The organism is Legionella pelazae (assembly GCF_052527395.1).
In genome coordinates this window covers 59,718-82,034 of sequence record NZ_JBNVZS010000002.1, presented here as the reverse complement: position 1 = coordinate 82,034, position 22,317 = coordinate 59,718, and the positions used below count along the sequence as shown (strand labels likewise).

The following is a 22,317-nucleotide window of genomic DNA, read 5'->3' as shown; positions in this document are numbered from 1 at the left end:
TTATTATTCAGTTTAATTATAGGTGAGATTAATACTAAGACTTCAAAGATATCTAATTTCATAGGGAAATTAGGTTGGGTGTAAGCCAACCTAGGTTTATTAACAGCTTAAGATAAACCAATAGATTTTGGTGAACAAATATAAGCGTTACCGAGGTTAGTAACATTAGTTTGTTGTGATTTACCGCTTATGTAGCCATTGTTTTGCGCGGTAAAACCACTCATTGATCCCGTAGTACCAGCACGATTAGTTATTAGCTGGATGTAGTTTGCTCCTAGCCGAACTGCTTTATTTTTAAGGTCATTCATTGCGCCTTCTTCTAAGTTACGGTTGGACGTAAAACCTCCTGTAAAGAAATTACCTTGGTTTCCTACCACTTGCCCTACATACTTGCATCCCTGCGGAGCAGCATTGGTTGAAACAATAACACCATGAACTGCTTGCGGTTCAGCTGGAATTGCTGCGCAACCACTTGCCAATAGTGCAACGGAAGTTATAACAAGTATTTTTCTCATTCTTATTACCTTAGTTGAAAGGATTGCAGATATTAATCGATTAATTTTATGATTTCAACTTAATCAGATTAATCAAATAGGAAGCGGGTACAGCTTGACTTATCTCCTTGGCGCTAATATCTCTGCATGTACTTATCAGAGGACAAAAAGCCAAATCCTTGGCAATCTTTTCCTCTAGTTGGTTTAACCTATATAAATTTTAATAAATGATTTTTAATCACTGAATTTATGAGTAAAATTAGTTTATTTTTAACTTAATATGTTACAGTTTCGTCCTCTCTTTGCAGTTTAATACCTAATTTAACTTTATAGGATTATACATAATTGAACTCAATTCGATGGACAGAAGCCAAATGTATTCAGTACTTATTTCCATTAGTCATTAGTATTTCTTTTGCTATGGATGTTTTTGTCCCGGCCATTCCAGCAATGAGTCAGTTTTTTAAAACGAATGATACTGTAATGCAAGCTAGCCTCTATGTATTTATGCTGACTGTAGCTTTAGGGCAATTAATTATTGGTCCTTTAGCAGATCAGTATGGCCGCCGCCGTATTGCTATTTATGCAGCATTTCTTTATTTTATCGGCTCAATACTCTCAGCATTATCTCAATCAATATCTTTACTCATCACTGCTCGAATCATTCAGGCCGCAGGAGCCTGCGGTACTTACTTAGTATGCTTTATAATCGTAAGAGATAATTTTCCCACCACGGTTTGTGCACGATTATTTAGTATTTTAGGTGGGATAAATGCGATGGTTGCAAGCTTTGCCCCTGTTGTGGGTGGCCTCTTAATAGATATTACCCATAATTGGCATAGTAGCTTTTATTTTCTCACTTTAATTGGTCTTTTGATGAGTATTACAGCCTTTTATAGGATTCCGAATTACGTTTATTCTAAGCAAGCATTATCCCAATTAAACATATTTAAGACTATTTTAACTAATCGTTATTTTCGTCAATATACGCTTATTGCTTCAGTAAATTTACTGGGTTTATATTTATTTTGTGCTCTATCTCCTGGTATTCTAATTAGTCAGTTGCATCTTAGTGCAACTCAATATGGTTTGTGGTTTGGATTAAATGCTATAACCGTGTTTTTTACTAATATCATTACCGCCGGTCTGACTTATTATTATTCATTGGAAAAAATAGTACGCTCTGGCCTAATGTTGATTATCTTCTCTTGTATTTTAATGATATTTTTAAATTATTCTCAAACCAGTGTAATACGTTTTATGTTGCCTATGCTTTGTCTAACTTTTGGCATTGGCCTTAGTATGGGTACAGCAACTGCCCTTGCTTTGCAAGACTTAAAACAGCAAGCAGGATCGGCTACCGCTTTGATCAGCGCTTGCCAGTTTGGTTTAGCTGGTTTTATAGGTGTTCTAACTGCTCAATGGCAGCCAAGACCATTAATCCTTGCTTTTCCTGTGCTTTGTATAGGTATGTTAGCGTTTGTGAAAACAAGAAAAGCAGATGTAAAAATTTTAACTAATTCTTGATATTTCTTTAAGAAAGGTAATTAATTATCTTAAGGGATAGGTGTTTAGAGAGGTTACTTATCAAATAATGGGGAAAAATTAAGCTTTAAATTAATCATCGGTAGCGCTTTGTTTATGACAACGGTAGACAATATTTTGAGTGCTAATTTCTATAATTTCAGCCTCTGCTCCTGACTTTTCTAACTCACAATGAACACTTAAAGAGGCAATTAAATGATCGAGATCATTTCCGTCTGTTTTAAAAACGATCTTATCTTCTACTTTGATTATGGCCTCGTAGATAGAGGCATTACCGGTGACCATAAAATTACTTAATTTAAAGGCCTTATATTAATTATAGCAAATAGACAACAAGCTAGTTATCCAGATAAGCTTAATAAATTTACTTAACTAGCAAGTATCATGAACACTGATGACTCATTATTAAAAAACCTAAAAGTCTATAAACAAATTGAGCTTAATTGTGAACAAAAAATTCAATTTTTCCTTAATAAACATAGCACTAAAGAAGGTAGCTGGGGTTCTTTACAATTGCATACCGGCGCGATTGATTTTGTCTTTTTAGATGGAAAAGCGAATGAAATTTCCCGACATGAAATAAATGTCAAAAATTCAAGCTTAATTATACCACCTGCTTCCTGGCATAAAATTATTATGAAAAGTGCAGACTTTAAAGCAACATTAGAATTTTGTTGTCAGCCCCATCGGTATTTTGAAAAAAAATATGGGCTTGCATCTATCCATTCTGATCTATGGTATATCTATCAAACCTATCTTAGATCGCAAAAAAAAATGTCAATTCTAGACGTTGGGTGCGGTCTAGGACGTAATCCTTTATTTTTTGCTTTATCGGGACATAAAGTTACCGGTATTGATATTAATCAGAATGCTATTCAAAAAATTAATCAAATTGCTACCCGAGAACAACTAACTATAAATACGCAACTTCATGACTTAAACCAGCAGCTTCCTTTTACAGAAAGACAGTTTGACTTTATCTACTCAACAGTGACTCTTCAATTTTTACACCCAACAAGGATTCATCACTTATTAGCCGAATTACAAGCGCTAACAGTCCAAAATGGCATGCATTGTGTCGTATTTCCTATCAAAGCTGAACCTTATCAATATCCTGAAACCTTTACCTATTTAGCTGATAAAAATGAGCTATATCATTTTTATCAAGACTCAGGCTGGTCTATTATAGAATACGGCGAGAAACCAGGGCAGCTACACAAATTAGATACTACAGGTAAGCCTATACAAGGACTATTTGGCCTATTATTGGCGCAAAAGAGTCTATAAATTTAGTTACACTAAGCTTAAGTACCTTTAATTAGTAGGTTAGCCCTCTCCTACTCTACTGCCTAAAAGTCAGCCATGTAGTAAATTATCCTTATGTTTCTAACTTAACTCTTTCAAAAAAAAGGAGATTATAGTAATTTATTAGTTAAATTTAATCAGGTTTTTATCTTATCCTCGCCTTTTTATCGGTAATCCTATCATCCTGGAAGTATCAAATTAAGGAGTATTTGAAGGAGTAAATACATGAAGTTAAACCACCTAAAGCACCTCGAGGCAGAAAGTATTTACATTATGCGTGAAGTGGTGGCTGAAGCCGATAATCCAGTCATGCTTTATTCTATTGGGAAAGACAGTTCTGTCATGTTGCATCTAGCTTTAAAAGCTTTCTACCCTGCTAAGCCGCCCTTTCCCTTACTCCATATAGACACTACTTGGAAATTTCGTGAAATGATAGCCTTTCGTGACCAAACTGTTGCTAAATATGATCTTGAATTAATTGTTCATGTTAATCAGGACGGGCTAGAGGCAGGTATTAATCCTTTTACGCATGGCTCAGCCATTCACACGGATGTAATGAAAACTGCTGCTTTAAAACAAGCGCTAGAAAAATACCAATTTGATGTAGCTTTTGGTGGCGCTCGTCGCGATGAAGAAAAATCGCGAGCTAAAGAGCGTATCTTTTCATTTCGTAATAAAAATCATCGCTGGGATCCTAAAAATCAAAGACCTGAACTATGGAGTCTATATAATACCCGCAAATTCCCTGGCGAAAGCTTGCGAGTATTTCCTTTATCGAATTGGACAGAGTTGGATATCTGGCAATATATTCATCAGGAAAAAATTGACATTGTTCCTCTTTACTACAGTGGTATACGTCCCGTAGTTGAGCGAGATGGTGCTTTAATTATGATGGATGATGATCGGTTACCGCTAGTAGCTGGTGAGCAACCGCAATTAAGACAAGTAAGATTTAGAACACTAGGCTGTTATCCCCTAACTGGTGCTATCGAATCAAAAGCCGAGACATTACCTGCCATTATTGAAGAAATGCTACTCAGTACAACTTCTGAGCGCCAGGGACGAGTTATTGACTATGATGGGGCTGCTTCTATGGAGAAGAAGAAACAAGAGGGCTATTTCTAATGCATGCACATCAACAACAAAATCATTTTACACCTTTTCTTAATGCTTATGAAAATAAAAGCTTGCTACGTTTCATTACTTGTGGCTCAGTAGATGACGGCAAATCTACTTTAATTGGTCGTTTATTATATGAATCTCATACCATTTACGATGATCAACTTGCCATACTTGCTACTGATAGCAAAAAATTTGGTACAACAGGCGAAGACCTAGACTTTGCCCTATTAGTTGATGGGCTTGCTGCTGAGCGCGAACAAGGAATTACTATTGATGTAGCTTATCGTTTCTTTTCTACGAGCAAGCGTAAATTTATTGTCGCTGATACACCAGGTCATGAACAATATACACGTAATATGGCAACCGGCGCTTCTACTGCACAATTGGCTATTGTCATGATTGATGCCCGTAAAGGTGTATTAACGCAAACTAAGCGCCATAGCTTTATTGTTTCTATGCTCGGGGTAAAAAATATTATTCTTGCCATTAATAAAATGGATTTAGTGGGTTATGATGAACTTATTTATGAACGAATTGTTAGCGAATATCATAAATTTTCACAAAATCTAGACATCACAACCATTCAAGCGATCCCTGTTTCCGCTTTAAAGGGCGATAATATAGTAAAACCCTCAGCGTATACTTCTTGGTATCAGGGCCCAACACTTATGCAGTACTTAGAAGAAGTAAGCATTGAAGATGCGCAAGAAAGTCTTCCGTTTCGTATGGCAGTACAATGGGTTAATCGCCCTCATCTTGATTTCCGAGGTTTTACAGGGCGTATTGCATCAGGCTCTATTTGTCCTGGAGAACGTATTAAGCTTTTACCCAGTGGCAAAGAAACTGAAATTGCACGAATTGTCACTTTTGATGGTGATCTAGATAAAGCCAGCCAAGGTCAGTCAGTCACTCTCACCTTCAAAGATGAAGTTGATGTTTCTCGAGGTGATGTCTTGGCCGCTGCTTCTTCGCCATGTGAAGTAGCCGATCAATTTGCCACGAATATGTTATGGCTAGATAAACAACCCATGATAGCTGGCCGTCAATATCTCTTAAAAACTGCTACGGTCACAGCACTTTGTACGCCTAGTAAACCTAAATTTCGTATTGATGTTAACACCATGGAGCATTTAGCAGCCAAAGAGTTAACCTTAAATGAAATTGGCCATTGTGATATAGCCTTAGATCGTCCAATTGCTTTTGAACCTTATAAAATAAATCGTGACTTAGGCAGTTTTATTTTAATTGATAGAATAACAAACGCCACGGTTGCAGCGGGTTTAATTCATTTTGCCTTAAGACGCTCAACCAATGTTCATCCACAGCATTTACTCGTTAATAAAATAATGCGCTCAGAGATTAAGCAGCAGAAGCCTTTAGTGCTTTGGTTTACTGGTCTATCTGGCGCTGGGAAATCAACTATAGCTAACCTCGTTGAACATCAATTAAACGCGTTAGGTAAACACACTATGTTATTGGATGGGGATAACATTCGTTTAGGTCTTAACCGTGATTTAGGATTTACTGAGACTGATCGGGCTGAAAATATTAGGCGTGTTGCTGAAGTAGCTAAACTGATGACTGAAGCCGGTCTCATTACTTTAGTTTCATTTATTTCACCTTTTGCTGCCGAACGCAGAATGGCTCGACAATTAATAGGTGAAGCACAGTTTTTAGAAATTTTTGTTGACGCGCCACTTGCAGTCATTGAAGCTCGGGATGTTAAAGGCCTGTATAAAAAGGCTAAAGCTGGAAAAATTAAAAACTTTACGGGTATGGATAGTCGTTATGAAATACCCGAGAAGCCAGATTTAACTATTGATACTGCAAATCAAACGCCTGCAGAAGCAGCTGAACAAGTTATGCAGCTATTAAATTCTGTTAAAGGATGATACGCCATTGTCTATTGAAACAAATAACGCATTACTTGATAAAATTATTAATATTGCTTGGGAAGCATCGGATGCGGTATTAACACTTTATCAAGGCAAGGTTGATTACTGCATTAAATCAGACAATAGTCCATTAACCCAAGCGGATCTTGCTTCTCATAAAATTATCGTTAAAAAACTTTGTGCTTTAACACCCAAGGTGCCTATTATTTCTGAAGAAAATACCGATTTAGAAAACCTAAACTGGCAGAATTCACACCAATTCTGGCTGGTAGATCCACTTGATGGCACAAAGGAATTTATTAATAAAAATGGTGAATTCACTATCAATATTGCATTAATAGAAAAAAATCAACCTGTATTGGGCGTCGTTGCTGCCCCAGCCTTAGATATATTATATGCCGGATTTAGGGGAGGAGATGCAATTAAGATGGATAAGAACGGTAATAAAGAAGTCATTAAGGTCACGCACCCAACTGAAGATGGAGTCTATGTAATAGGTAGCCGCTCCCATAACGACCCAGAGGCGATGGATACTTTTTTGCTAGATAAGAAGGTAGCAAAGTTTATTGCCATTGGCTCATCATTGAAATTTTGCAAAATTGCAGAGGGTAGTGCTCATCTCTATCCACGACTTGGATATACTATGGAATGGGACACCGCAGCAGGCCACGCTATTTTATTAGCTGCCGGAGGCAATGTTGAGCAACTTAAAGGCAAGCCACTTCTTTATGGTAAAAAAGGATTTAAAAATCCTTTTTTTGTTGCCAAAGCAATATAAAAAATCAACAAAATTGCCAACGAGCTATCTTAGGGCAAAATACAACACTAAAAATTGTAGAAATCTTTACAAAACCCCGTAAACTCTATACGGTTAGGGGCGTAAAAGATAAACAAAGGAATTGAGGTTAAAATGGACTTGATGTATCCAATAGCTGGCGCTTTTACCGGATTTATTGTCGGCTTAACTGGTGTAGGTGGTGGCGCATTAATGACACCAATTTTACTCCTTATTTTTGGAGTTGCGCCCACTGCAGCTGTTGCAACTGATTTATGGTTTGCCACGATTACTAAAATCGCAGCCGTACTCATTCACCATCGCGAACAACAAGTCGACTGGCCAGTTGTGCGAAAACTCTGGTTTGGCAGTCTTCCTGCCGCATTCATTATGGTACTTGCCCTATTAACTGGGCATTTAACAACCTTACATTCAAAATTTCTTACCTCTATCATTGGCAGTGTTATTTTATTAACTGCTACTGTGTTACTAATAAAAAACTGGCTTAAAAGACAGCTTGCTTATCGTCAGACTTTTCTAATACATTTTTTAAGTCAGAAACAACAATATTTAACAATCATATCAGGTATTACGCTTGGAATACTTGTTTCACTTACATCAATTGGCGCTGGTGCCCTAGGTAGCGTAATGCTATTGTTTCTTTACCCAAAGATGACGCCTAATCTACTTGTCGGTACAGACATTGCCCATGCTATTCCTTTAGCCTTGGTTGCAGGTCTTGGCTATTTGATTGGGGGACATGTAGATGGCCTACTTTTATTTTCTTTATTACTTGGTTCTATACCGGCAGCCATTTTAGGCAGCTTTGCTGCAACTCAATTTAAAAATAGTAAGTTAAGGTACTGCATTGTCGCAATTCTAAGTGTTTCGGGTTTAAAGTTGATGTTCTAAGGTTATTTAACTTACACTCTATCCTTAAAAAACTTAAAGACAAGTTTTACTAATTAAACCCATACTGCTGTCTATGAATATTAAAGAAATCTTAATAAATCGTGTCATTAAAAAAAGTAGGCAAGAGCAAGACATCAGCAGAAATGCTAATATTTTCAGAACGCTGCTAAATGTTAGCCAAGATACAGCAAAATTCATTTCTCTTCAGTTTCTTTTTATAAAAAAAATATTAAATCAACTTAAATTTCCTTTAAATCTTCTCAATCTTGGCCTTCAGATTACGGTCGTATTGTTCGATAAAAATTATTCAAAAAAATTAAAATTGGTAACTTTTATAGCGCTCACCTTTTTGCTTTTATTAACATGTGCGATTTGGTCTTTAGCACCAGCCGTTACAATAATGTTAATCACTTTAACAATTAGCTCTCATCTAACAATGCTTTTTTATAGAGCGAATAAATTCAAGTTAAGTTTAAGCAATTATCAAAAAGGTGCTCGGTTAAATCAAACAAGTCCGCCTGATACACTTTTTCTTGATCTCGTAAGCCAATATAAGCAATTAAAAAAATTAGTGTTGTGCCAAGAAGATCAAGAACTCATGACTCGTTCTGAAAAAAAATTAGAATTGTCCTTAGAGCAATATTGTCAACTTACTGAGAAAAAGACTACAAAATATAAGAAACTTTTAAATGTTATTAACGCAGGCTCAGGCGTGGCTATTATTCTACTGCGCGGAGTTGCGGCTGTAGTTCTTTTAACAATAGCAACCTCAATGCCACCGCTTGTACTTCCGTGCTTATTAATCACTTTTTTTTGTAATTTCAGCGATTTAATTCGTAGTCTGCATACCAAATTTGAAGCATTCTCTTCTTCTAAAAAAAGATTACAACATAAAATTGATGTAATTAATCAATTGGACACACTTTCTGAAGTATTTGAGTTTACAAACGACTATGAAACAATTATTAGTTCGCTTCATCAGCGCAAAGGCATAACACTGGAAAATGATCAAGTAGATGAGCTAGAGTTATCAGGTATTCCTTGCAAGCAGACAAACAAGCCTTTTTTTAAACCATTACCAAAACCTTCGCTTAGTTATCCAATCAGCCAAGTAGTTCCTCAATTTTAGCCGATCAAGCTTTGCTGAATATAAGTGCTTAACGCATTTGGCTTACCAATAAAATGGTGGAGTTCACTGCTGCCATCTAAACTTAAATCATTTAAGCGTTGACTTTGACTGACATAAATCATTTCAAAATTTAATGAAAGTTCCTGATAACTTTGCAAAATTTCATTAATACTTAAATTAAAATCATAAATATTATATAAGCCTTCATGCGCCTGATAGTCTTCTGATAAAAAGTAAGCAATACTTTGTACTACTCTATCGATATGAATATAAGGTCTGATTTGATTGCCACAGCCATGCACTAATAGAGGCTCGCGGAAGGTCATGGCTAAATTGAATTTGTTAATTAAGGAGCCAAAGTGCATTGCTGGACTGTAACCAAAAACGCTTCCTAAACGCAAAATGGCTACATCCATTTTTGACTTAATGCGCACTAATTGTTTTTCACCATTCAACTTTGCATGGCCATAAGAAGTACTTGGATTTGGCTCGTCAGAAACAGCAAATGGCTTAGTTGATGATCCATAAACAGCCCCGCTGCTAAGATAAATTAATTTGCGTACAGGTTTTTCCTCAAGTAATGAACAAAGGACTGCTGTACCCCAGTGATTCACCTGTTCAAATAAATGAGTGAATTCTTCATTATATGGTGCTCGTACTACAGCTGCTAAATGGCAAACAACGTCAATATCTTTTAATGCGACTGCAAGTTTACTTTCATCTAAAATATCGCCACGGATAAAACGAACCTGAGGTATTTGCATAAATTCTTTTAAGCAATGGTAATTAGCTTGCAGAAAATTATCATAAATAGTGATTTGTTTAACGGTTGATTGACTTAGTAAAAATTTCGTTAGCTCATAACCAATATAGCCCGCACCGCCGGTAATTAAAACATTCACTTACCACTTACCTCCATCAATTCAGTATGCAATCCGCACTCTTCTTTTTTCATTCCTGTCCATCGCCCTTTTCTTGATAAAGAATGAGTATCAGTTAGCTTTGCTGTACAAGGAATGCAACCGATACTGACATAACCTTCAATTTGTAAAGGGTGCGCTGCAAGTCCATAATGCTTAGAATAATAATAAATATCTTTTGAGGACCATCTTAATAAAGGATGATAACGAGTAATGCCATATTTTCCTTTATTTTCTTCGCTAAAACCCTCCCGTACTTGGCTCTGTGAGCTTCTAACACCACTTATCCAAATATCGTGAGTTTGAATGATAGGCTCTAGAGGTAAAATTTTATTAATATAACAGCATTGATCAGGTTCAGTCATAAATAAGAATTGATGCTGTTTATCTACTTGCCTTAATTTCGCAGTATTTGATTTTATACTAATAACATGCAGCCCTAGCTGACTAACCAACTGTTCTTTAAAAAGGTAGGTTTCTGGAAATAGAAAGCCCGTATCAATAAAATAAATGGGAATTATAAAATCTAGTTCTGAAAGAATATGCAGCAATGGTAAGCTTTGAGTTTGAAAAGATGAGGTTGCAAAAATTTTTTTGCCTAAGGAATGATAATAAGTAAGTTTTTCTTTAATACTTAAAACCCGGCTAGCTAATTCTTCAATTAACTTCTCTGTTGTGCTAAACGTTTCCATAAATAATGATGCGCTACAGCATTTTAATAAAATGACTAACAAAGATAGAATACTACTATAAATAAGAAGCACATTGATAGTGTTAAAGTGCGCTTGTCTTTCCTAGCAAAAAGAATAAAAGTAGAAATCATTTCTATCTACTGCCAAACTAAGACAAATTAGTTTTTTACGAGTATAAGCCTTTGTCCCGTACTGAGCGCCTTTTAGAACTTATCCAACTATTACGCCAATATCACTATCCAGTTAGTGGAAAATATTTGTCAGAAAAATTAGGTGTTAGTCTACGTACTTTATATCGAGACATTGCAACACTGCAATTACAAGGCGCTAATATAGAAGGTGAGCCGGGTCTTGGTTATGTATTACGCCCTGGCTTTATGTTACCGCCACTTATGTTTTCTGAAGAAGAGATTGAAGCACTAGTATTAGGTTCACGTTGGGTAGCGCGTAGAGCAGATGATAAACTTAAACTTGCTGCTACTAAAGCGCTTACTAAAATTAAAGCTGTCCTTCCAGAAGCGCTTCGTCATCAGCTAGAATCGTCTGGTTTATTTATAGGGCCTGCAAAGTCCATTCAAACCAATAGTGATTATGAAGCAATTATTCGCCAAGCTATGCGTAAAAGCTATAAACTAACAATAAATTATGTCGATTTAAAAAACGAAGCATCGCAACGTATCATTTGGCCTTTAGCACTTGGCTTTTTTGAAGACACCCGAATTATTGTCGCTTGGTGTGAACTAAGAGAAGATTTTCGTCATTTTCGCACCGATCGAATTAATCATTTAACTCTATCAGAGGCGCGCTTTAGCAAAAGGCAGACGCTCTTAAAACAATGGCGCAAAATACATAATATCCCTGAACAATAACTACTGACAGAAACTGACACTCACTAGCCTTAAAATAAACCTTGATAACCAACTATTGAGGAGAATTAAATGCTAGAACCGAATGCGCTTGTTATGTATGTTGAAAATCTTCCTAAGAGTCATTCTTTTTATCAAAACTTATTAAGTTTAGAAGCGGAAGAATCATCATCTACTTTTAGAATGTTTAAACTACCTAATGGACTAATGCTAGGTTTAAAGGACTGTAATGCGCTACAGACAATGGGTATTGACAGCCCAGGCAATGAATTAGTCTTTACTGTAGCAGATAATGCTCAGGTAGAGGCATTGTTTCTAGAATGGCAACAAAAAGAAATAAGTATTATTCAATCACCTATAAACTTACCTTTTGGTTATACTTTTCTAGCGCAAGATCCAGATGGTAATCGACTTCGAGTGATATCACTAGAGAAATAACAATGACTATTATAAAACCTAATGTTCAACTTGTTGACTCTTTTACTGTTATGGGCTTTAGTACACGCACTAAAAACAGTGATGAAGCCATGAAAAACACTGCTAAAATACCTAAACTTTGGCAGAAATTTTATGCAAGTAAATTAAAAGATACAGTTCCTACTTTTGGTGTTTACTCAGATTATGAGTCCAATACAGATGGTCTTTATAGTATCACTGTTGGTGTTACTACAGATAATAGGCAACTTAAATTAAGCTGTGCAACAGTTATTGCAGGTAGATATTTAGTTTTTAAAAATAAAGGCCCCATGCCTAGCACCATTATTGATACTTGGAAACAAATTTGGGAATATTTTGACTATCATCAGCCTAAGCTCCAGCGTAAATTTACTACTGACTTTGAATGTTACAATGGATCAGAGGTTGCTGTTTATATAGGCGTCAAATAATAAAGTACTCAAACGAGCATAAACTCTCACCATTCATATTAATGTTAATCAAATAGCTTTATTGGTTAACATTAAAAAGCAAAAAATTAAACGGAAAGTATATTTATGGTTTTGATTATGATTAATTGCCTTAGTTTTGTGAGGATTTTGTAATGCCAAATTATTCAATTGATAGTCCTGTTATCCTATTTAATCATCCAGAATATGGCCAACGTTTATTATTTAAAAATGGCATTACCAATCCACGTGATGAGCTTGGTAAAAATGGCGTTACCATTCATAATGCTTTCTCTGCCCGATTTTATAAAACCATTAATATTATTGCTATACACAGGGATAATAAGGGCGTAGAAAAAGAGCAAGTATTTAAAGTTAACCGGAATAGTTTAATTAAATATCTTGGCACTGATGTGACGCGGCACGCAACAAATGAACAAATCATTACCACCTTAAAGAAGAAATTATGGCATGATACAGATACATTACAAACGATTAGTGAAAAACAAATACAAGCGGGGACCCATGGCTTAAGACATGCTGGCCAGCACAATCAGCAGCCCTTAAATCGTTGGCAGAATGCCTTAATCGATTTTTTTAAAGGTAGTTTCTTAAGTTGGCTTTATCAAACAACCATTCAAGATTTTAATTTATTAAGGGTGCGCTTTCTTCTTGTTAAAAAGGAAAAAACTATTTTAGAGGCAGGCGAAGTGCTTGCCAAAAGGCGCTTCCATGAAGCCTATAAAGAAGTTCCTGCTTATCAGCATCATTTAACACGGTTTAATCATCTACCAACTGATGCAACTACTTTTAAAGATATACCTATTACCACTAAAGAAAACTATATTAAATATCAGCAGCATGATTCTGATATGCATCGTCATGGGAAATACCCTGATGTTAGCAAAACAGATACCTCAACAGGTACCACAGGCAAACCAACAGAATGGGTACGTGGTGCCAAAGAATTAGATACAGTAAAAAAATCACTACAAATAGCAGCAAAAATTCAGTTTGGCCGTCGCAAGCTTAGTTATATTAACGCTTTTGCTTTAGGTCCTTGGGCAACAGGCCTTACAACTTATGAATTAATGCGAGACACGGGAAGCGTTTTTGCGACAGGACCAGATAAAGAAAAAATACTTGATAAGCTCGTTAGTATTCGTAAATATGAAAAGCATCAACTTAGCTTATCTTTAGACAGCTGGCAACATAAGCATCCTCGAGCAATAAGCGATCTTGATGAGCAAAATATAAAGCAATTTATTGAACAAGTTTTAGCGCATGTATTTAAAAGTCGCAACTCTACTTTAGATGACGCTTTCAATACCGCTTTTGCTGAAACCCATGGCCGTACCCATCAGATTATTCGATATTATAAATCAGAAATAAAGGCCATTATTAGTCAACTAAATCAAGAGAGAAAACAAGTTGTTATTGCAGGATACCCTCCTTTTCTTAAAGATTTAACTTCTTATGTCGAACAAAAGGGTTACCACTTTCAAGATTTCTTAGCCATTGGCATTGTGGGCGGCCAAGCTATTTCAGAAGCCATGCGTGATCAATTAATTAGTCATGGTTTTTTACAAATTTATTCATCTTATGGTGCCTCTGATTTAGATATTAACCTTGGCGTAGAAACCGAGTTTGAAATTGGTGTACGCAAAGCAATAGAACAATATCCAGGCTTAGCGCGGGAACTTTATGGTGAGAATAAAGGATTACCGATGGTCTTTCATTATGACACGATGAACTACCATGTAGAATGTAATGAGAATGATGAATTAATTTTTACCTGTACTCGCAATGATCGTTCTTCACCGCGAATTCGCTATAATCTTGGTGATAAAGGTCGCATATATGCCTCTAGCGATATTCAAGCTCTATTAACTAAATATGGCGTTTTTTGTAAGCCCAAAACTAACCTACCCTTAATATTTATTTGGGGACGTGACTCAACAGTCGTTTTTAATGGTGCAAATCTAGCCTTTACTGAACTAGAGCGGGCAATAACTGATCATAGCGAGCTAGAAAAAATGGTATTGAAAAAAGCTTTCTTTATTCAGGAGGGTTCAGGCGGTACAGAACAGCTCGAGATTTGGCTTGAACTGGATGATAACCTTGATTTACCGTCTAAAGAACAGATGAAAGAATACGCCACGGCGCTATTAAATAAACTAGCCGCAATCAATCAAGACTTTCGCTATCAACTTGAAAAACTTGATTTAGGAAATCCGCTTCCTGCTGTTCGTTTCTTTAAAAGGGGCCAAAGCCCGATTAGTGAGGCAGGTGGCCACCGTAAGCAAGTTCTAGTTTTTCAGCGGGGAGCTAATCTAACTAAGAATTATGAATTTCCAAGCCAAGATAACTGCAGGGGTATCAGTTTGTCTATGAGCGCAGATATTCTTGCTGATAATACTAGCTTATCTTTTAATTAATCTAAGATAAAAAGTAGGAAAGCTACTTTTCATAAAGTTCGATAGGTAAATTATCTGGATCAAAAATAAAGGTAAATTGCTTATGAGTGATTTCATCTATCCTTATAGGCTCAGCCACAATACCTTTCTGTTCTAATTCTTGAACTACTACAGACAGATTATTTACCTCAAACGCTAAATGTCTAAGTCCCGTTGCCTCAGGCCTAGATAATCGTTTTGGTGGTGCTGGAAATGAAAAGAGTTCAATCACATATCGACCATTTAAGGCCAGATCTAACTTATAAGACTGCCGCTCTTCTCTAAACGTTTCCCTTATTACCGTTAACCCTAAGATCTGGGTATAAAAATACTTAGATTGCAGATAGTCAGAGCAAATGATAGCAATATGATGAATTCCCTTTAGCATGTTTTCTTCTTAAAAAAGCTAAATAAGCCATTTTACAATACATTAATAAAATGGCTACTTGCCTATTTTTTTAATAGTTTTACTTATAAAGAACTTAGCTAGAATAATTAATGAGATATTCCGTTTAATTTACGCCTACTGACAATTTCAACTTATCCGCTGCCAACGTATTTTGATCATGTATCGTTTCAACAGTACATTTAAAGCGTTGTAGATAAGATTGTAATGTCTTCTCATACCCTGCTTCACTCTCTTTAACTCTTGGCTTAAATTGCTTTAGTCCACCATCTATAAGTTTAATTAGGTAGTCATATCGAGTTACATCATTTTTATATTCTTGATAAGTCGTTTTTAAACGGTTTATATAATCTTTACGTTTTTCCTGCTCACTTTTAAATCTGACACCCAAGAAACATGCAGCCATCGTACCCATAAAATCCTTGAACCAAAACGACTGATGTCTTTGTGTTAAATAAGTATTGAAAATTCCTAAATCTTTGTCACTTCCAAAGTATTTATTAGCTGCCTCCTCTCTAACCTGGTGTGTAAAATGAGGCAGCTCACTTATCTTTGGTACGGTAAAGAAACTTAACTGTTCTTCATATTTCTTAAACGCTTCAATAGAGAAAGGAGACTCCCCAGCTAAGGCTTGATAAGCTTTAAATAAATGACTCTTTTTAAATGCTCGAATTTCATGAGCCAGTTTCGTTTTATCCTTGGTGTAGAATTTAAATGAAGGCAGAGAATACATTTTGCACTTTTCCAATAGCGCTTTATAACCTGCGTCCATATCAGCTAATAAAATTTCCAAAAGTTGCACTTTATATTTATTAGTTCTTAAGCTTGATTCTTTAATTTCCTTTATATAATCGTTTTCTTCTAGAGAAGAAAGATTAACTTTAGCCTGCCAAGCTTTTAATTTTTCAAGTAGAACACGTTGCTCACATGCAACAATATTCTCATAAAATCTTGCTCTCCCTGTATTCTCATAAAAGCGTTTAGTTGGATCAAGCGGTGAAAGTGTTTTATGGCTATCAATTAAGCGCCTATAATCTTCTTCCACTTCTTTAGTCAGCCCATTTAAAAAACCTATTCTGTCTTTATCTGCCTTTTCTGCCCATGTTTTTTTGATTTCAGAAAGCTGGTTTTGGGCAGTATCTATTTGGGTTATTACTTCATAAAGCGGCTTTGCGTAAGCCATGTCTTTAGACAGAGATTTCGCTTTCTCTAGTAAAGGCTTTGCGTCCTTACCTAATTGTGAAATATCGCGACCCAGCTCAAAGCGCGGCGCAAATTGAGGCTCTTCGGTAAGGGCCTTAGCCTGCTCTATCAATTTAGTATAATCCCTTAAGATTGCTTCAGTCTCATTAAGCATAGGGATAACTGTTTCTGCTAGTTGCTCGAAATTTTTGATTTTCTGTTCTATAACAGCCTTTTTATCTTGAACTTCGCGTTCATCGCTAGTGGTGAAAGTAGTTTGCAAAGTCTCTTTTATATTATCTAACTCTTCTTTTATTTCTTTAATAAAATCAGACCTTTCCTGGGCAGATACAGTGGACAGCAATCTTGCTTTATTATTTAAGTCATAAAGAGAGAGCTCAATATTAGTTAATAACCCTTCTTGGTGAGCTGTTTTTGCTTCATTAACTAAGCTTGCAAGCGTTTTGACTTCCTTAAGTTTTGCTCGGCTTGTTGGATGTTTAAAGCCATGCGCCTCTCTTACTTCTAGTTCTTGTAGTTGAGATTGAACTTCAATAATTTGAGTAAATAATTTGTGCCTACCCTGATTATCTTCAACTTTTAAATAAGCTAATTGTTTCTTGAGAGAAAATAGTTCTAATTGCACTGAAGTAAGGCGCTGCAGCATTGAGACAATCTTTCTTAACTGCCGTTTTGTTTCTTGTAATTTTTCTCTTAAATCGTTTAGAGTATTAAAATGCTCCTGCGTTGTTTCTTTAAATTGCGCTAAATCTTCAGGTAGATTAATAATATTTCGTGTTAATTTTCCAATTTCTTTATTACAAATATGCTCTTGTGTAGCAAACTGTCCATCAACTTTTTGTTCTAAAGCGTTGCAACTTGGATTACGATAATGACTGCTGCTAGCAAGTAAAGCCTCTAAATCAATTGCTTCTATCGCTTGCTGTGCTTGGTCTAACTCAAGTTGAGTTTGATCCTCATTAGATAACACCGGCTCAACTATTGCTTGTAGGTCTGCACTTACTTTGCTTATAACTTCTGCATATTTATTATCAAGTGTATAAATATTATCCTCAATAATTTCCTGCTGATTTCTAGCACTTGCCAATTGGGTAAACAGCTTAGCTTTCGCTGCTTTTTGCATAACAGGGGCATTTTCTTTTTCCCATTTAGCAAGTTGCTCAGTTTCCTGCTGTTTTAGTTGATTAATAGTTTGATACTTTTGCTGAAGATTATATAAATTATTTTCAGCCAAATTTTCTGGCGCTGAAGTTAGGGTTTCTCCATCTATCTGAACTTTTAACTCTGCGCTAATTTGGCTTAATTTTTCATCAACTAATTCGGCTAAGAAATACCAATCTTCGTCAGCCTCAGCTGTTGAAAAAAAGGTTGTGTAATATTTGGCCTTCTCTGATAACCAGCTCCATGTACTTCCTTCTATCGCTTTTGCTCGAGTATAATAATCATCAAACCATTTATTAAATGACTCAGACCGCTTATCGCTTTCTAAGTATTGTTTTAATTGTTCTTTAGGAACCTTACTGGTAGAAACATATAATCCGCTATTTTCTTTAAACTCTTGTTGGTATTTTACTAAATTTTCTTGAGCCTCTAGAAGGAATTTCCTTCGTTGTTCTGCCTTTAAATTTAATATATTCAATGCATTGGAATATTTGCCGCTTGCCTTACCTAGAATGATGTTAGGATCACCTATGATTTCTTCAATGTGTTGATGTCCTTTCCTCTCAAGCCTTTCTACATCAGAATTATACTGCTCAAGACAGCGTGATTCGTCTAGGGTAGCAGGCAGTTCAAGTCGTCTAGCTTCTTGTAGCTGTTGAAATGAGGTGTTAATTTGCTTTTTTTGTTTTTCAGCTAAGAATTTTCTTTCTTCTCGTTGCAAAATGGTGATTGCCGCATTTATCTCAGTTAATATTTCTGTTATCCACTTCTCTAGCTGTATTTTAGCTCCTATTATTCTTACATAGGCTTCTGCATCTAGAGGCTCTTTGGATTTATGATTTTTTAAAGAAGCTTGTACTCCCTTAAACTCACTTAAATAATGCTGTAATAAGTCAATTTGTTCTCTGCATTCTTCCGCATGAACTGGTTTGCATCCAAAATCTACCTTTGTAGGACTTTGTTCTTCTAGATTGTTAAGGTTTAACTTAAGCTCTGCATCCTCATTATATTCCTTAAGAGCCTCTTTAAGCTTTGCAATTTTATTAAGTAGTTCACTAATATTCATTGGCTTTTACCTTAATTTATGACTTTCTTACTGATTAAATAAAATTTTCGAGTATAAGAGACATTTATTAAGGGAGTATTAAGTTTTAGCCATAATGATATTCATTTGGCCTTGATGATAAATTCTTTGCATTTTTGTAACGACAAGAAATTTAGGAAAGAAGCCAACATAATGATTAAGTTTTTTACTCTATTGCTAACTTAGTATTCTTAGCATATATTCATAAAGCCGTTTGTCTTAGAAAGGAATGAATATGCGCAATAAAGACAAAAAAGTTGAAGAGAAAGTAACAAACACGTCAAAATTGCTTGGTTTGACAAATCTAATAATTACCCCACTCTATGCCTTTGATGCTAAAATTGGCTTAACAGCCACCATTACAGCAAATGCACTTTTATTATATCATCTGCATGAGTTAGGTAAGCGTAGAAGACCTGGTTCTAATACTATTAATAAAATTAATACTTTCTTCTCATCGCAAGCCAACAGTGAAAGCCTTGAAGTAGATAACGCTTTAAGAAATATCGTCAATGGCGGTGATGCTGTTTATAACGAGTTATCATCAAAATTTACCTCCTAAATATATTGGAACACTTTGTTCCAATATTAAATCGCTTATAGACTTAAACTCATTTTAACTAATCTAATTTAATCAAGTGATAGCTTAATAAAGTAAATAAACTAATATTATTAAGTAACATGTTCTTAATTAGCAGGAAGCTAACTATTAAAAGGAGGTTGTGATGGCTATGAAAGCACTTGTGTTTCATGACATTGGTGATATTCGGCTAGAAGAAATCAAAAAACCTAGAATAGAAGATCAATATGATGCTTTAGTTAAAGTCACAACTTCTGCTATTTGTGGTACTGACTTACACTTTATTCGTGGCACTATGGGTCCTATGAAGTCTGGTACCGTATTGGGTCATGAAGCCGTCGGGATTGTTGAAGCAATAGGCAGTGAAGTGAGGAATTTACAGGAAGGTGATCGGGTGGTTATTCCTTCTACTATTTCTTGTGGCTACTGTGTTATGTGTCGAAAAGGCTGTTATTCACAATGCGATATTGCTAATCCAAATGGGCCTGCTGCCGGTACCGCCTTTTATGGTGGGCCTAAAACCACAGGGCCATTTAATGGTTGTCAGGCAGAGTATGTGCGTGTCCCTTTTGCTAATAATAATTTAATTAAGTTATCTGATACCATTTCAGATGATCAGGCAATTTTAGTGTCAGATATTTTTCCAACCGCTTATTTTGCTGTCGATAATGCGAGAGCTAAACAAGGTGATGTGGTCGTTGTTCTAGGGTGCGGTCCGGTGGGTCAATTTGCCATTGCTAGCAGTAAGTTACGTGGAGTATCACGTATTTTTGCTATTGATTCTATACCCTCACGCTTGGAAATGGCACGCCTGCAAGGCGCTGAATGTATTAATTTTAATAAAGAAGACCCAGTTGAGGTTATTGAAGATTTAACTAATGGTACCTTAGCTGATGTTGTCATTGATGCTGTAGGGATTGATGCTTTTGCGCCTAAACATGGGCCTGCCGCTAAGAAAGCGAGGCAACAGCAGGCTGAATTTGAAAATGAGCTTATGCAAGTTGCGCCTAATGCCTTAAATCAGACCAAGCAATGGGTACCAGGAAATGCACCCAGTTATGCTTTAAGAGAGGGCGTACAACTAGCAGCTAAGTGTGGGACTATTTCCATAGTTGGTGTTTATCCGCCCTCTTTTAAAGTTTATCCAATAGGAGAAGCGATGAATAAAAATTTAAAAATAGTGATGGGTAACTGCCCCCATCGCGCTTATATACCCCAACTACTTGCCTTAATTGAAGACAAAAGAATTGATCCGCTTGCAATATTGACGCAAAAAGTCGCTATTTCTGATGTATTAGAAGCTTATGAGCATTTTGATAAACGTGAAGAAGGCTGGATTAAAGTTGCACTTCATATGCATGAATAAATTGATTGAAGCAATTTAAATAAGAGGCGCCGCGAGGCGCCTTGCTAATTAACTTATCTGTAATAGTTATCAATGGTATTGTTCCAGCGGCTCATATCAGGCCAATGATCCTTATCAAAACCATAATCTCTATTTAACTTATCTTTATCAACATTCAAAATGAAGCATTCTTCTTCTTTGTTATAACTGATGCTTTTCCAAGGAAATGCAAAATACTTATCGCCAAAACCCATAAAACCACCAAATGAAAGAACAACATAACGAGCTTGACCGTTATATTTATCAAGTACTATTTCTTCAATAGTACCTAAATCTTCTAAATCAGGTGATTTAACTTCTTTACCAATAACGTCTTCTGTTCTTACAACGTCTTCTGAATGATATTCCATGTTACTCTCCTTGTAATTTATATATCATTAATTAATGTAGCTTTAACTTTCTACTATTTCAAATAGACTTCAGTAAATGCTAAATTTTTAATGATTATTTCTATACATCTATTTAAGTATATATTTTTTTCTAGAAATAGGCAGAAAATGTCTAAACTTAGATAGCCACCTAGGCACATCTTATTATTTAAAATAACGCGAAAGAGTAATAAACTTGATTCAATAGATTTGTTTAAAATTTGGTTCTCTTATCAATCTATTTAAAATGAATTAACATAGTTATTCGTCTGCTAATATAAGAAAAACGCCAAGCGCTGTAACTAAAGTTAGCAAAAAAATTCTTCGTGAAGCAGGCTCTTTAAGATAGAAAATAGAAAAAATAAAAACAAACACAATAGAGGTCGCACGTATCGCAAGCACTGAAGGCGTTTTTGTATAGGTAAATGCCCAAATAGCAACAGCATACCCCATTCCTGCTAATAGACCAGCTATAATGTAACTATTATTCTGCTTCATTAAACTAAACAGACGCAACTTATATAAACTAAAAACAGGAATAAATAAAATCAAGGCCTTAATGACAAAAAGCCAACTAATATATGCTATAGGATTATACGCGTTACGTACACCAAATGTATCAATTAAAGTGTATAAAAAAATAAAAATACTGGTGGCAATAGCATAAATTATTCCAGAAACACTAATTGCTTGTCGATCTTCTCGGGCAAAAGTAAAGCTCATAATGCCAACGGAAAGCAATATGATTCCTAAATCGGCTAACAAAGATATAGGATTTTTCAAAATAAAATGCCAAAAGATTAGCGATAATAGAGGCGGAATCCCAATGGCTAAAGGGTAAACTCTATTGATTAAGCCATGTCTGTATGAATTACTAAGGAAGAGAATGTAGCCTGTTTGCACCAATGAACTAGCTAAAATATAATAAAAGCTCTGCAATGAGACAATAGGCACTAATAAAGCCAAGGGTAAAGAAATTATAAATTGTGGTATGACCATTAATGTCACAAACGCAACCTGATCAGACGATTTTTTAACATGGATATTCCAAAAAGCGCTACCAATAGCAACGAGTAAAACGACAATGAGGCTCAATGTCTTAAGTTCCACCCTAT

The 22,317-nt window shown here is 35.7% G+C and carries 21 protein-coding genes; 13 read left to right on the top strand and 8 right to left on the bottom strand.

Going from position 1 to position 22,317, the window contains the following annotated elements; translation table 11 throughout:
• Positions 1-107: 107 nt before the first annotated feature.
• Complete coding sequence (locus ACQUW5_RS02735) at positions 108-515, bottom strand: DUF4156 domain-containing protein (protein WP_444989681.1); 408 nt, start codon at positions 513-515, stop codon at positions 108-110.
• 324 nt (positions 516-839) lie between these two features.
• Here ACQUW5_RS02735 and ACQUW5_RS02730 point away from each other — a divergent pair, with 324 nt between their 5' ends.
• A complete protein-coding gene (locus tag ACQUW5_RS02730; RefSeq protein WP_444989680.1) occupies positions 840-2,021 on the top strand; it encodes a multidrug effflux MFS transporter in 1,182 nt (393 codons plus the stop codon).
• A gap of 90 nt (positions 2,022-2,111) precedes the next feature.
• On the opposite strand, the gene ACQUW5_RS02725 is transcribed toward ACQUW5_RS02730, so the two are convergent.
• On the bottom strand, positions 2,112-2,324 hold the full coding sequence (locus tag ACQUW5_RS02725; protein ID WP_444989679.1) for a hypothetical protein: 213 nt from the start codon (positions 2,322-2,324) through the stop codon (positions 2,112-2,114).
• A gap of 99 nt (positions 2,325-2,423) precedes the next feature.
• On the opposite strand from ACQUW5_RS02725, the gene tehB reads away from it, so the two are divergent.
• From tehB to ACQUW5_RS02695, 6 genes are all read left to right on the top strand, one after another.
• Positions 2,424-3,326: an SAM-dependent methyltransferase TehB gene (gene tehB, locus ACQUW5_RS02720; protein WP_444989678.1), complete on the top strand. Its 903-nt coding sequence runs from the start codon at positions 2,424-2,426 to the stop codon at positions 3,324-3,326.
• A 243-nt stretch (positions 3,327-3,569) separates the two neighbouring features.
• A complete protein-coding gene (gene cysD / locus ACQUW5_RS02715) occupies positions 3,570-4,469 on the top strand; it encodes a sulfate adenylyltransferase subunit CysD (protein WP_444989677.1) in 900 nt (299 codons plus the stop codon).
• Positions 4,469-6,358, top strand: a complete 1,890-nt coding sequence (gene cysN / locus ACQUW5_RS02710; protein ID WP_444989676.1) for a sulfate adenylyltransferase subunit CysN — start codon at positions 4,469-4,471, stop codon at positions 6,356-6,358. The genes cysD and cysN overlap by 1 nt, the downstream gene beginning before the upstream one ends.
• 7 nt (positions 6,359-6,365) lie before the next feature.
• Positions 6,366-7,139 carry a 3'(2'),5'-bisphosphate nucleotidase CysQ gene (gene cysQ / locus ACQUW5_RS02705; protein WP_444989675.1) on the top strand — a complete coding sequence of 258 codons (774 nt, stop codon included), beginning with the start codon at positions 6,366-6,368 and terminating at the stop codon, positions 7,137-7,139.
• A gap of 132 nt (positions 7,140-7,271) precedes the next feature.
• Positions 7,272-8,048, top strand: a complete 777-nt coding sequence (locus tag ACQUW5_RS02700) for a sulfite exporter TauE/SafE family protein (protein ID WP_444989674.1) — start codon at positions 7,272-7,274, stop codon at positions 8,046-8,048.
• Positions 8,049-8,121: 73 nt separating this feature from the next.
• Positions 8,122-9,177, top strand: a complete 1,056-nt coding sequence (locus tag ACQUW5_RS02695; RefSeq protein ID WP_444989673.1) for a hypothetical protein — start codon at positions 8,122-8,124, stop codon at positions 9,175-9,177.
• Here ACQUW5_RS02695 and ACQUW5_RS02690 read toward each other — a convergent pair.
• Positions 9,174-10,079, bottom strand: a complete 906-nt coding sequence (locus tag ACQUW5_RS02690; protein WP_444989672.1) for an NAD-dependent epimerase/dehydratase family protein — start codon at positions 10,077-10,079, stop codon at positions 9,174-9,176. The genes ACQUW5_RS02695 and ACQUW5_RS02690 overlap by 4 nt on opposite strands.
• Positions 10,076-10,789, bottom strand: a complete 714-nt coding sequence (locus ACQUW5_RS02685) for a phosphoadenylyl-sulfate reductase (protein ID WP_444989671.1) — start codon at positions 10,787-10,789, stop codon at positions 10,076-10,078. The genes ACQUW5_RS02690 and ACQUW5_RS02685 overlap by 4 nt, the downstream gene beginning before the upstream one ends.
• Before the next feature lie 182 nt (positions 10,790-10,971).
• Between ACQUW5_RS02685 and ACQUW5_RS02680 the strand changes: the two genes are divergently transcribed.
• From ACQUW5_RS02680 to ACQUW5_RS02665, 4 genes are all read left to right on the top strand, one after another.
• Complete coding sequence (locus ACQUW5_RS02680) at positions 10,972-11,658, top strand: helix-turn-helix transcriptional regulator (RefSeq protein ID WP_444989670.1); 687 nt, start codon at positions 10,972-10,974, stop codon at positions 11,656-11,658.
• A 69-nt stretch (positions 11,659-11,727) separates the two neighbouring features.
• Positions 11,728-12,093, top strand: a complete 366-nt coding sequence (locus tag ACQUW5_RS02675) for a VOC family protein (protein ID WP_444989669.1) — start codon at positions 11,728-11,730, stop codon at positions 12,091-12,093.
• Positions 12,094-12,095: 2 nt separating this feature from the next.
• Entirely contained in the window at positions 12,096-12,542 is a 447-nt protein-coding gene (locus ACQUW5_RS02670) for a GyrI-like domain-containing protein (protein WP_444989668.1), read from the top strand.
• A 152-nt stretch (positions 12,543-12,694) separates the two neighbouring features.
• Positions 12,695-14,977, top strand: a complete 2,283-nt coding sequence (locus tag ACQUW5_RS02665; protein ID WP_444989667.1) for a phenylacetate--CoA ligase family protein — start codon at positions 12,695-12,697, stop codon at positions 14,975-14,977.
• A gap of 22 nt (positions 14,978-14,999) precedes the next feature.
• Here ACQUW5_RS02665 and gloA2 read toward each other — a convergent pair whose 3' ends face one another.
• Both gloA2 and ACQUW5_RS02655 read right to left on the bottom strand, forming a co-directional pair.
• Positions 15,000-15,383, bottom strand: coding sequence for an SMU1112c/YaeR family gloxylase I-like metalloprotein (gene gloA2 / locus ACQUW5_RS02660; RefSeq protein ID WP_444989666.1), 384 nt, complete (start codon positions 15,381-15,383; stop codon positions 15,000-15,002).
• A 124-nt stretch (positions 15,384-15,507) separates the two neighbouring features.
• Positions 15,508-18,831 (bottom strand): hypothetical protein, encoded by a 3,324-nt coding sequence (locus tag ACQUW5_RS02655; RefSeq protein ID WP_444989665.1) that lies wholly within the window; start codon positions 18,829-18,831, stop codon positions 15,508-15,510.
• 253 nt (positions 18,832-19,084) lie between these two features.
• Between ACQUW5_RS02655 and ACQUW5_RS02650 the strand changes: the two genes are divergently transcribed.
• Positions 19,085-19,411 (top strand): hypothetical protein, encoded by a 327-nt coding sequence (locus ACQUW5_RS02650; protein WP_444989664.1) that lies wholly within the window; start codon positions 19,085-19,087, stop codon positions 19,409-19,411.
• 163 nt (positions 19,412-19,574) lie between these two features.
• Positions 19,575-20,795: a zinc-dependent alcohol dehydrogenase gene (locus ACQUW5_RS02645; protein ID WP_444989663.1), complete on the top strand. Its 1,221-nt coding sequence runs from the start codon at positions 19,575-19,577 to the stop codon at positions 20,793-20,795.
• Between the two features lie 53 nt (positions 20,796-20,848).
• On the opposite strand, the gene ACQUW5_RS02640 is transcribed toward ACQUW5_RS02645, so the two are convergent.
• Both ACQUW5_RS02640 and ACQUW5_RS02635 read right to left on the bottom strand, forming a co-directional pair.
• A complete protein-coding gene (locus ACQUW5_RS02640) occupies positions 20,849-21,184 on the bottom strand; it encodes a PRC-barrel domain-containing protein (protein WP_444989662.1) in 336 nt (111 codons plus the stop codon).
• 279 nt (positions 21,185-21,463) lie between these two features.
• The gene (locus ACQUW5_RS02635) at positions 21,464-22,312 is read right to left on the bottom strand and encodes an EamA family transporter (protein WP_444989661.1); all 849 of its coding nucleotides are present in this window, start codon (positions 22,310-22,312) and stop codon (positions 21,464-21,466) included.
• Positions 22,313-22,317: the final 5 nt, after the last annotated feature.

Excerpts from the sequence above, each read along its gene's own strand:
- ACQUW5_RS02735 (WP_444989681.1), bottom strand. The coding sequence starts at position 515 with ATGAGAAAAATACTTGTTATAACTTCCGTTGCACTATTGGCAAGTGGT.
- ACQUW5_RS02725 (WP_444989679.1), bottom strand. The coding sequence starts at position 2,324 with ATGGTCACCGGTAATGCCTCTATCTACGAGGCCATAATCAAAGTAGAA.
- tehB (WP_444989678.1), top strand. The coding sequence starts at position 2,424 with ATGAACACTGATGACTCATTATTAAAAAACCTAAAAGTCTATAAACAA.
- cysD (WP_444989677.1), top strand. The coding sequence starts at position 3,570 with ATGAAGTTAAACCACCTAAAGCACCTCGAGGCAGAAAGTATTTACATT.
- cysN (WP_444989676.1), top strand. The coding sequence starts at position 4,469 with ATGCATGCACATCAACAACAAAATCATTTTACACCTTTTCTTAATGCT.
- ACQUW5_RS02700 (WP_444989674.1), top strand. The coding sequence starts at position 7,272 with ATGGACTTGATGTATCCAATAGCTGGCGCTTTTACCGGATTTATTGTC.
- ACQUW5_RS02695 (WP_444989673.1), top strand. The coding sequence starts at position 8,122 with ATGAATATTAAAGAAATCTTAATAAATCGTGTCATTAAAAAAAGTAGG.
- ACQUW5_RS02685 (WP_444989671.1), bottom strand. The coding sequence starts at position 10,789 with ATGGAAACGTTTAGCACAACAGAGAAGTTAATTGAAGAATTAGCTAGC.
- ACQUW5_RS02675 (WP_444989669.1), top strand. The coding sequence starts at position 11,728 with ATGCTAGAACCGAATGCGCTTGTTATGTATGTTGAAAATCTTCCTAAG.
- ACQUW5_RS02670 (WP_444989668.1), top strand. The coding sequence starts at position 12,096 with ATGACTATTATAAAACCTAATGTTCAACTTGTTGACTCTTTTACTGTT.
- ACQUW5_RS02665 (WP_444989667.1), top strand. The coding sequence starts at position 12,695 with ATGCCAAATTATTCAATTGATAGTCCTGTTATCCTATTTAATCATCCA.
- gloA2 (WP_444989666.1), bottom strand. The coding sequence starts at position 15,383 with ATGCTAAAGGGAATTCATCATATTGCTATCATTTGCTCTGACTATCTG.
- ACQUW5_RS02655 (WP_444989665.1), bottom strand. The coding sequence starts at position 18,831 with ATGAATATTAGTGAACTACTTAATAAAATTGCAAAGCTTAAAGAGGCT.
- ACQUW5_RS02650 (WP_444989664.1), top strand. The coding sequence starts at position 19,085 with ATGCGCAATAAAGACAAAAAAGTTGAAGAGAAAGTAACAAACACGTCA.
- ACQUW5_RS02645 (WP_444989663.1), top strand. The coding sequence starts at position 19,575 with ATGGCTATGAAAGCACTTGTGTTTCATGACATTGGTGATATTCGGCTA.
- ACQUW5_RS02640 (WP_444989662.1), bottom strand. The coding sequence starts at position 21,184 with ATGGAATATCATTCAGAAGACGTTGTAAGAACAGAAGACGTTATTGGT.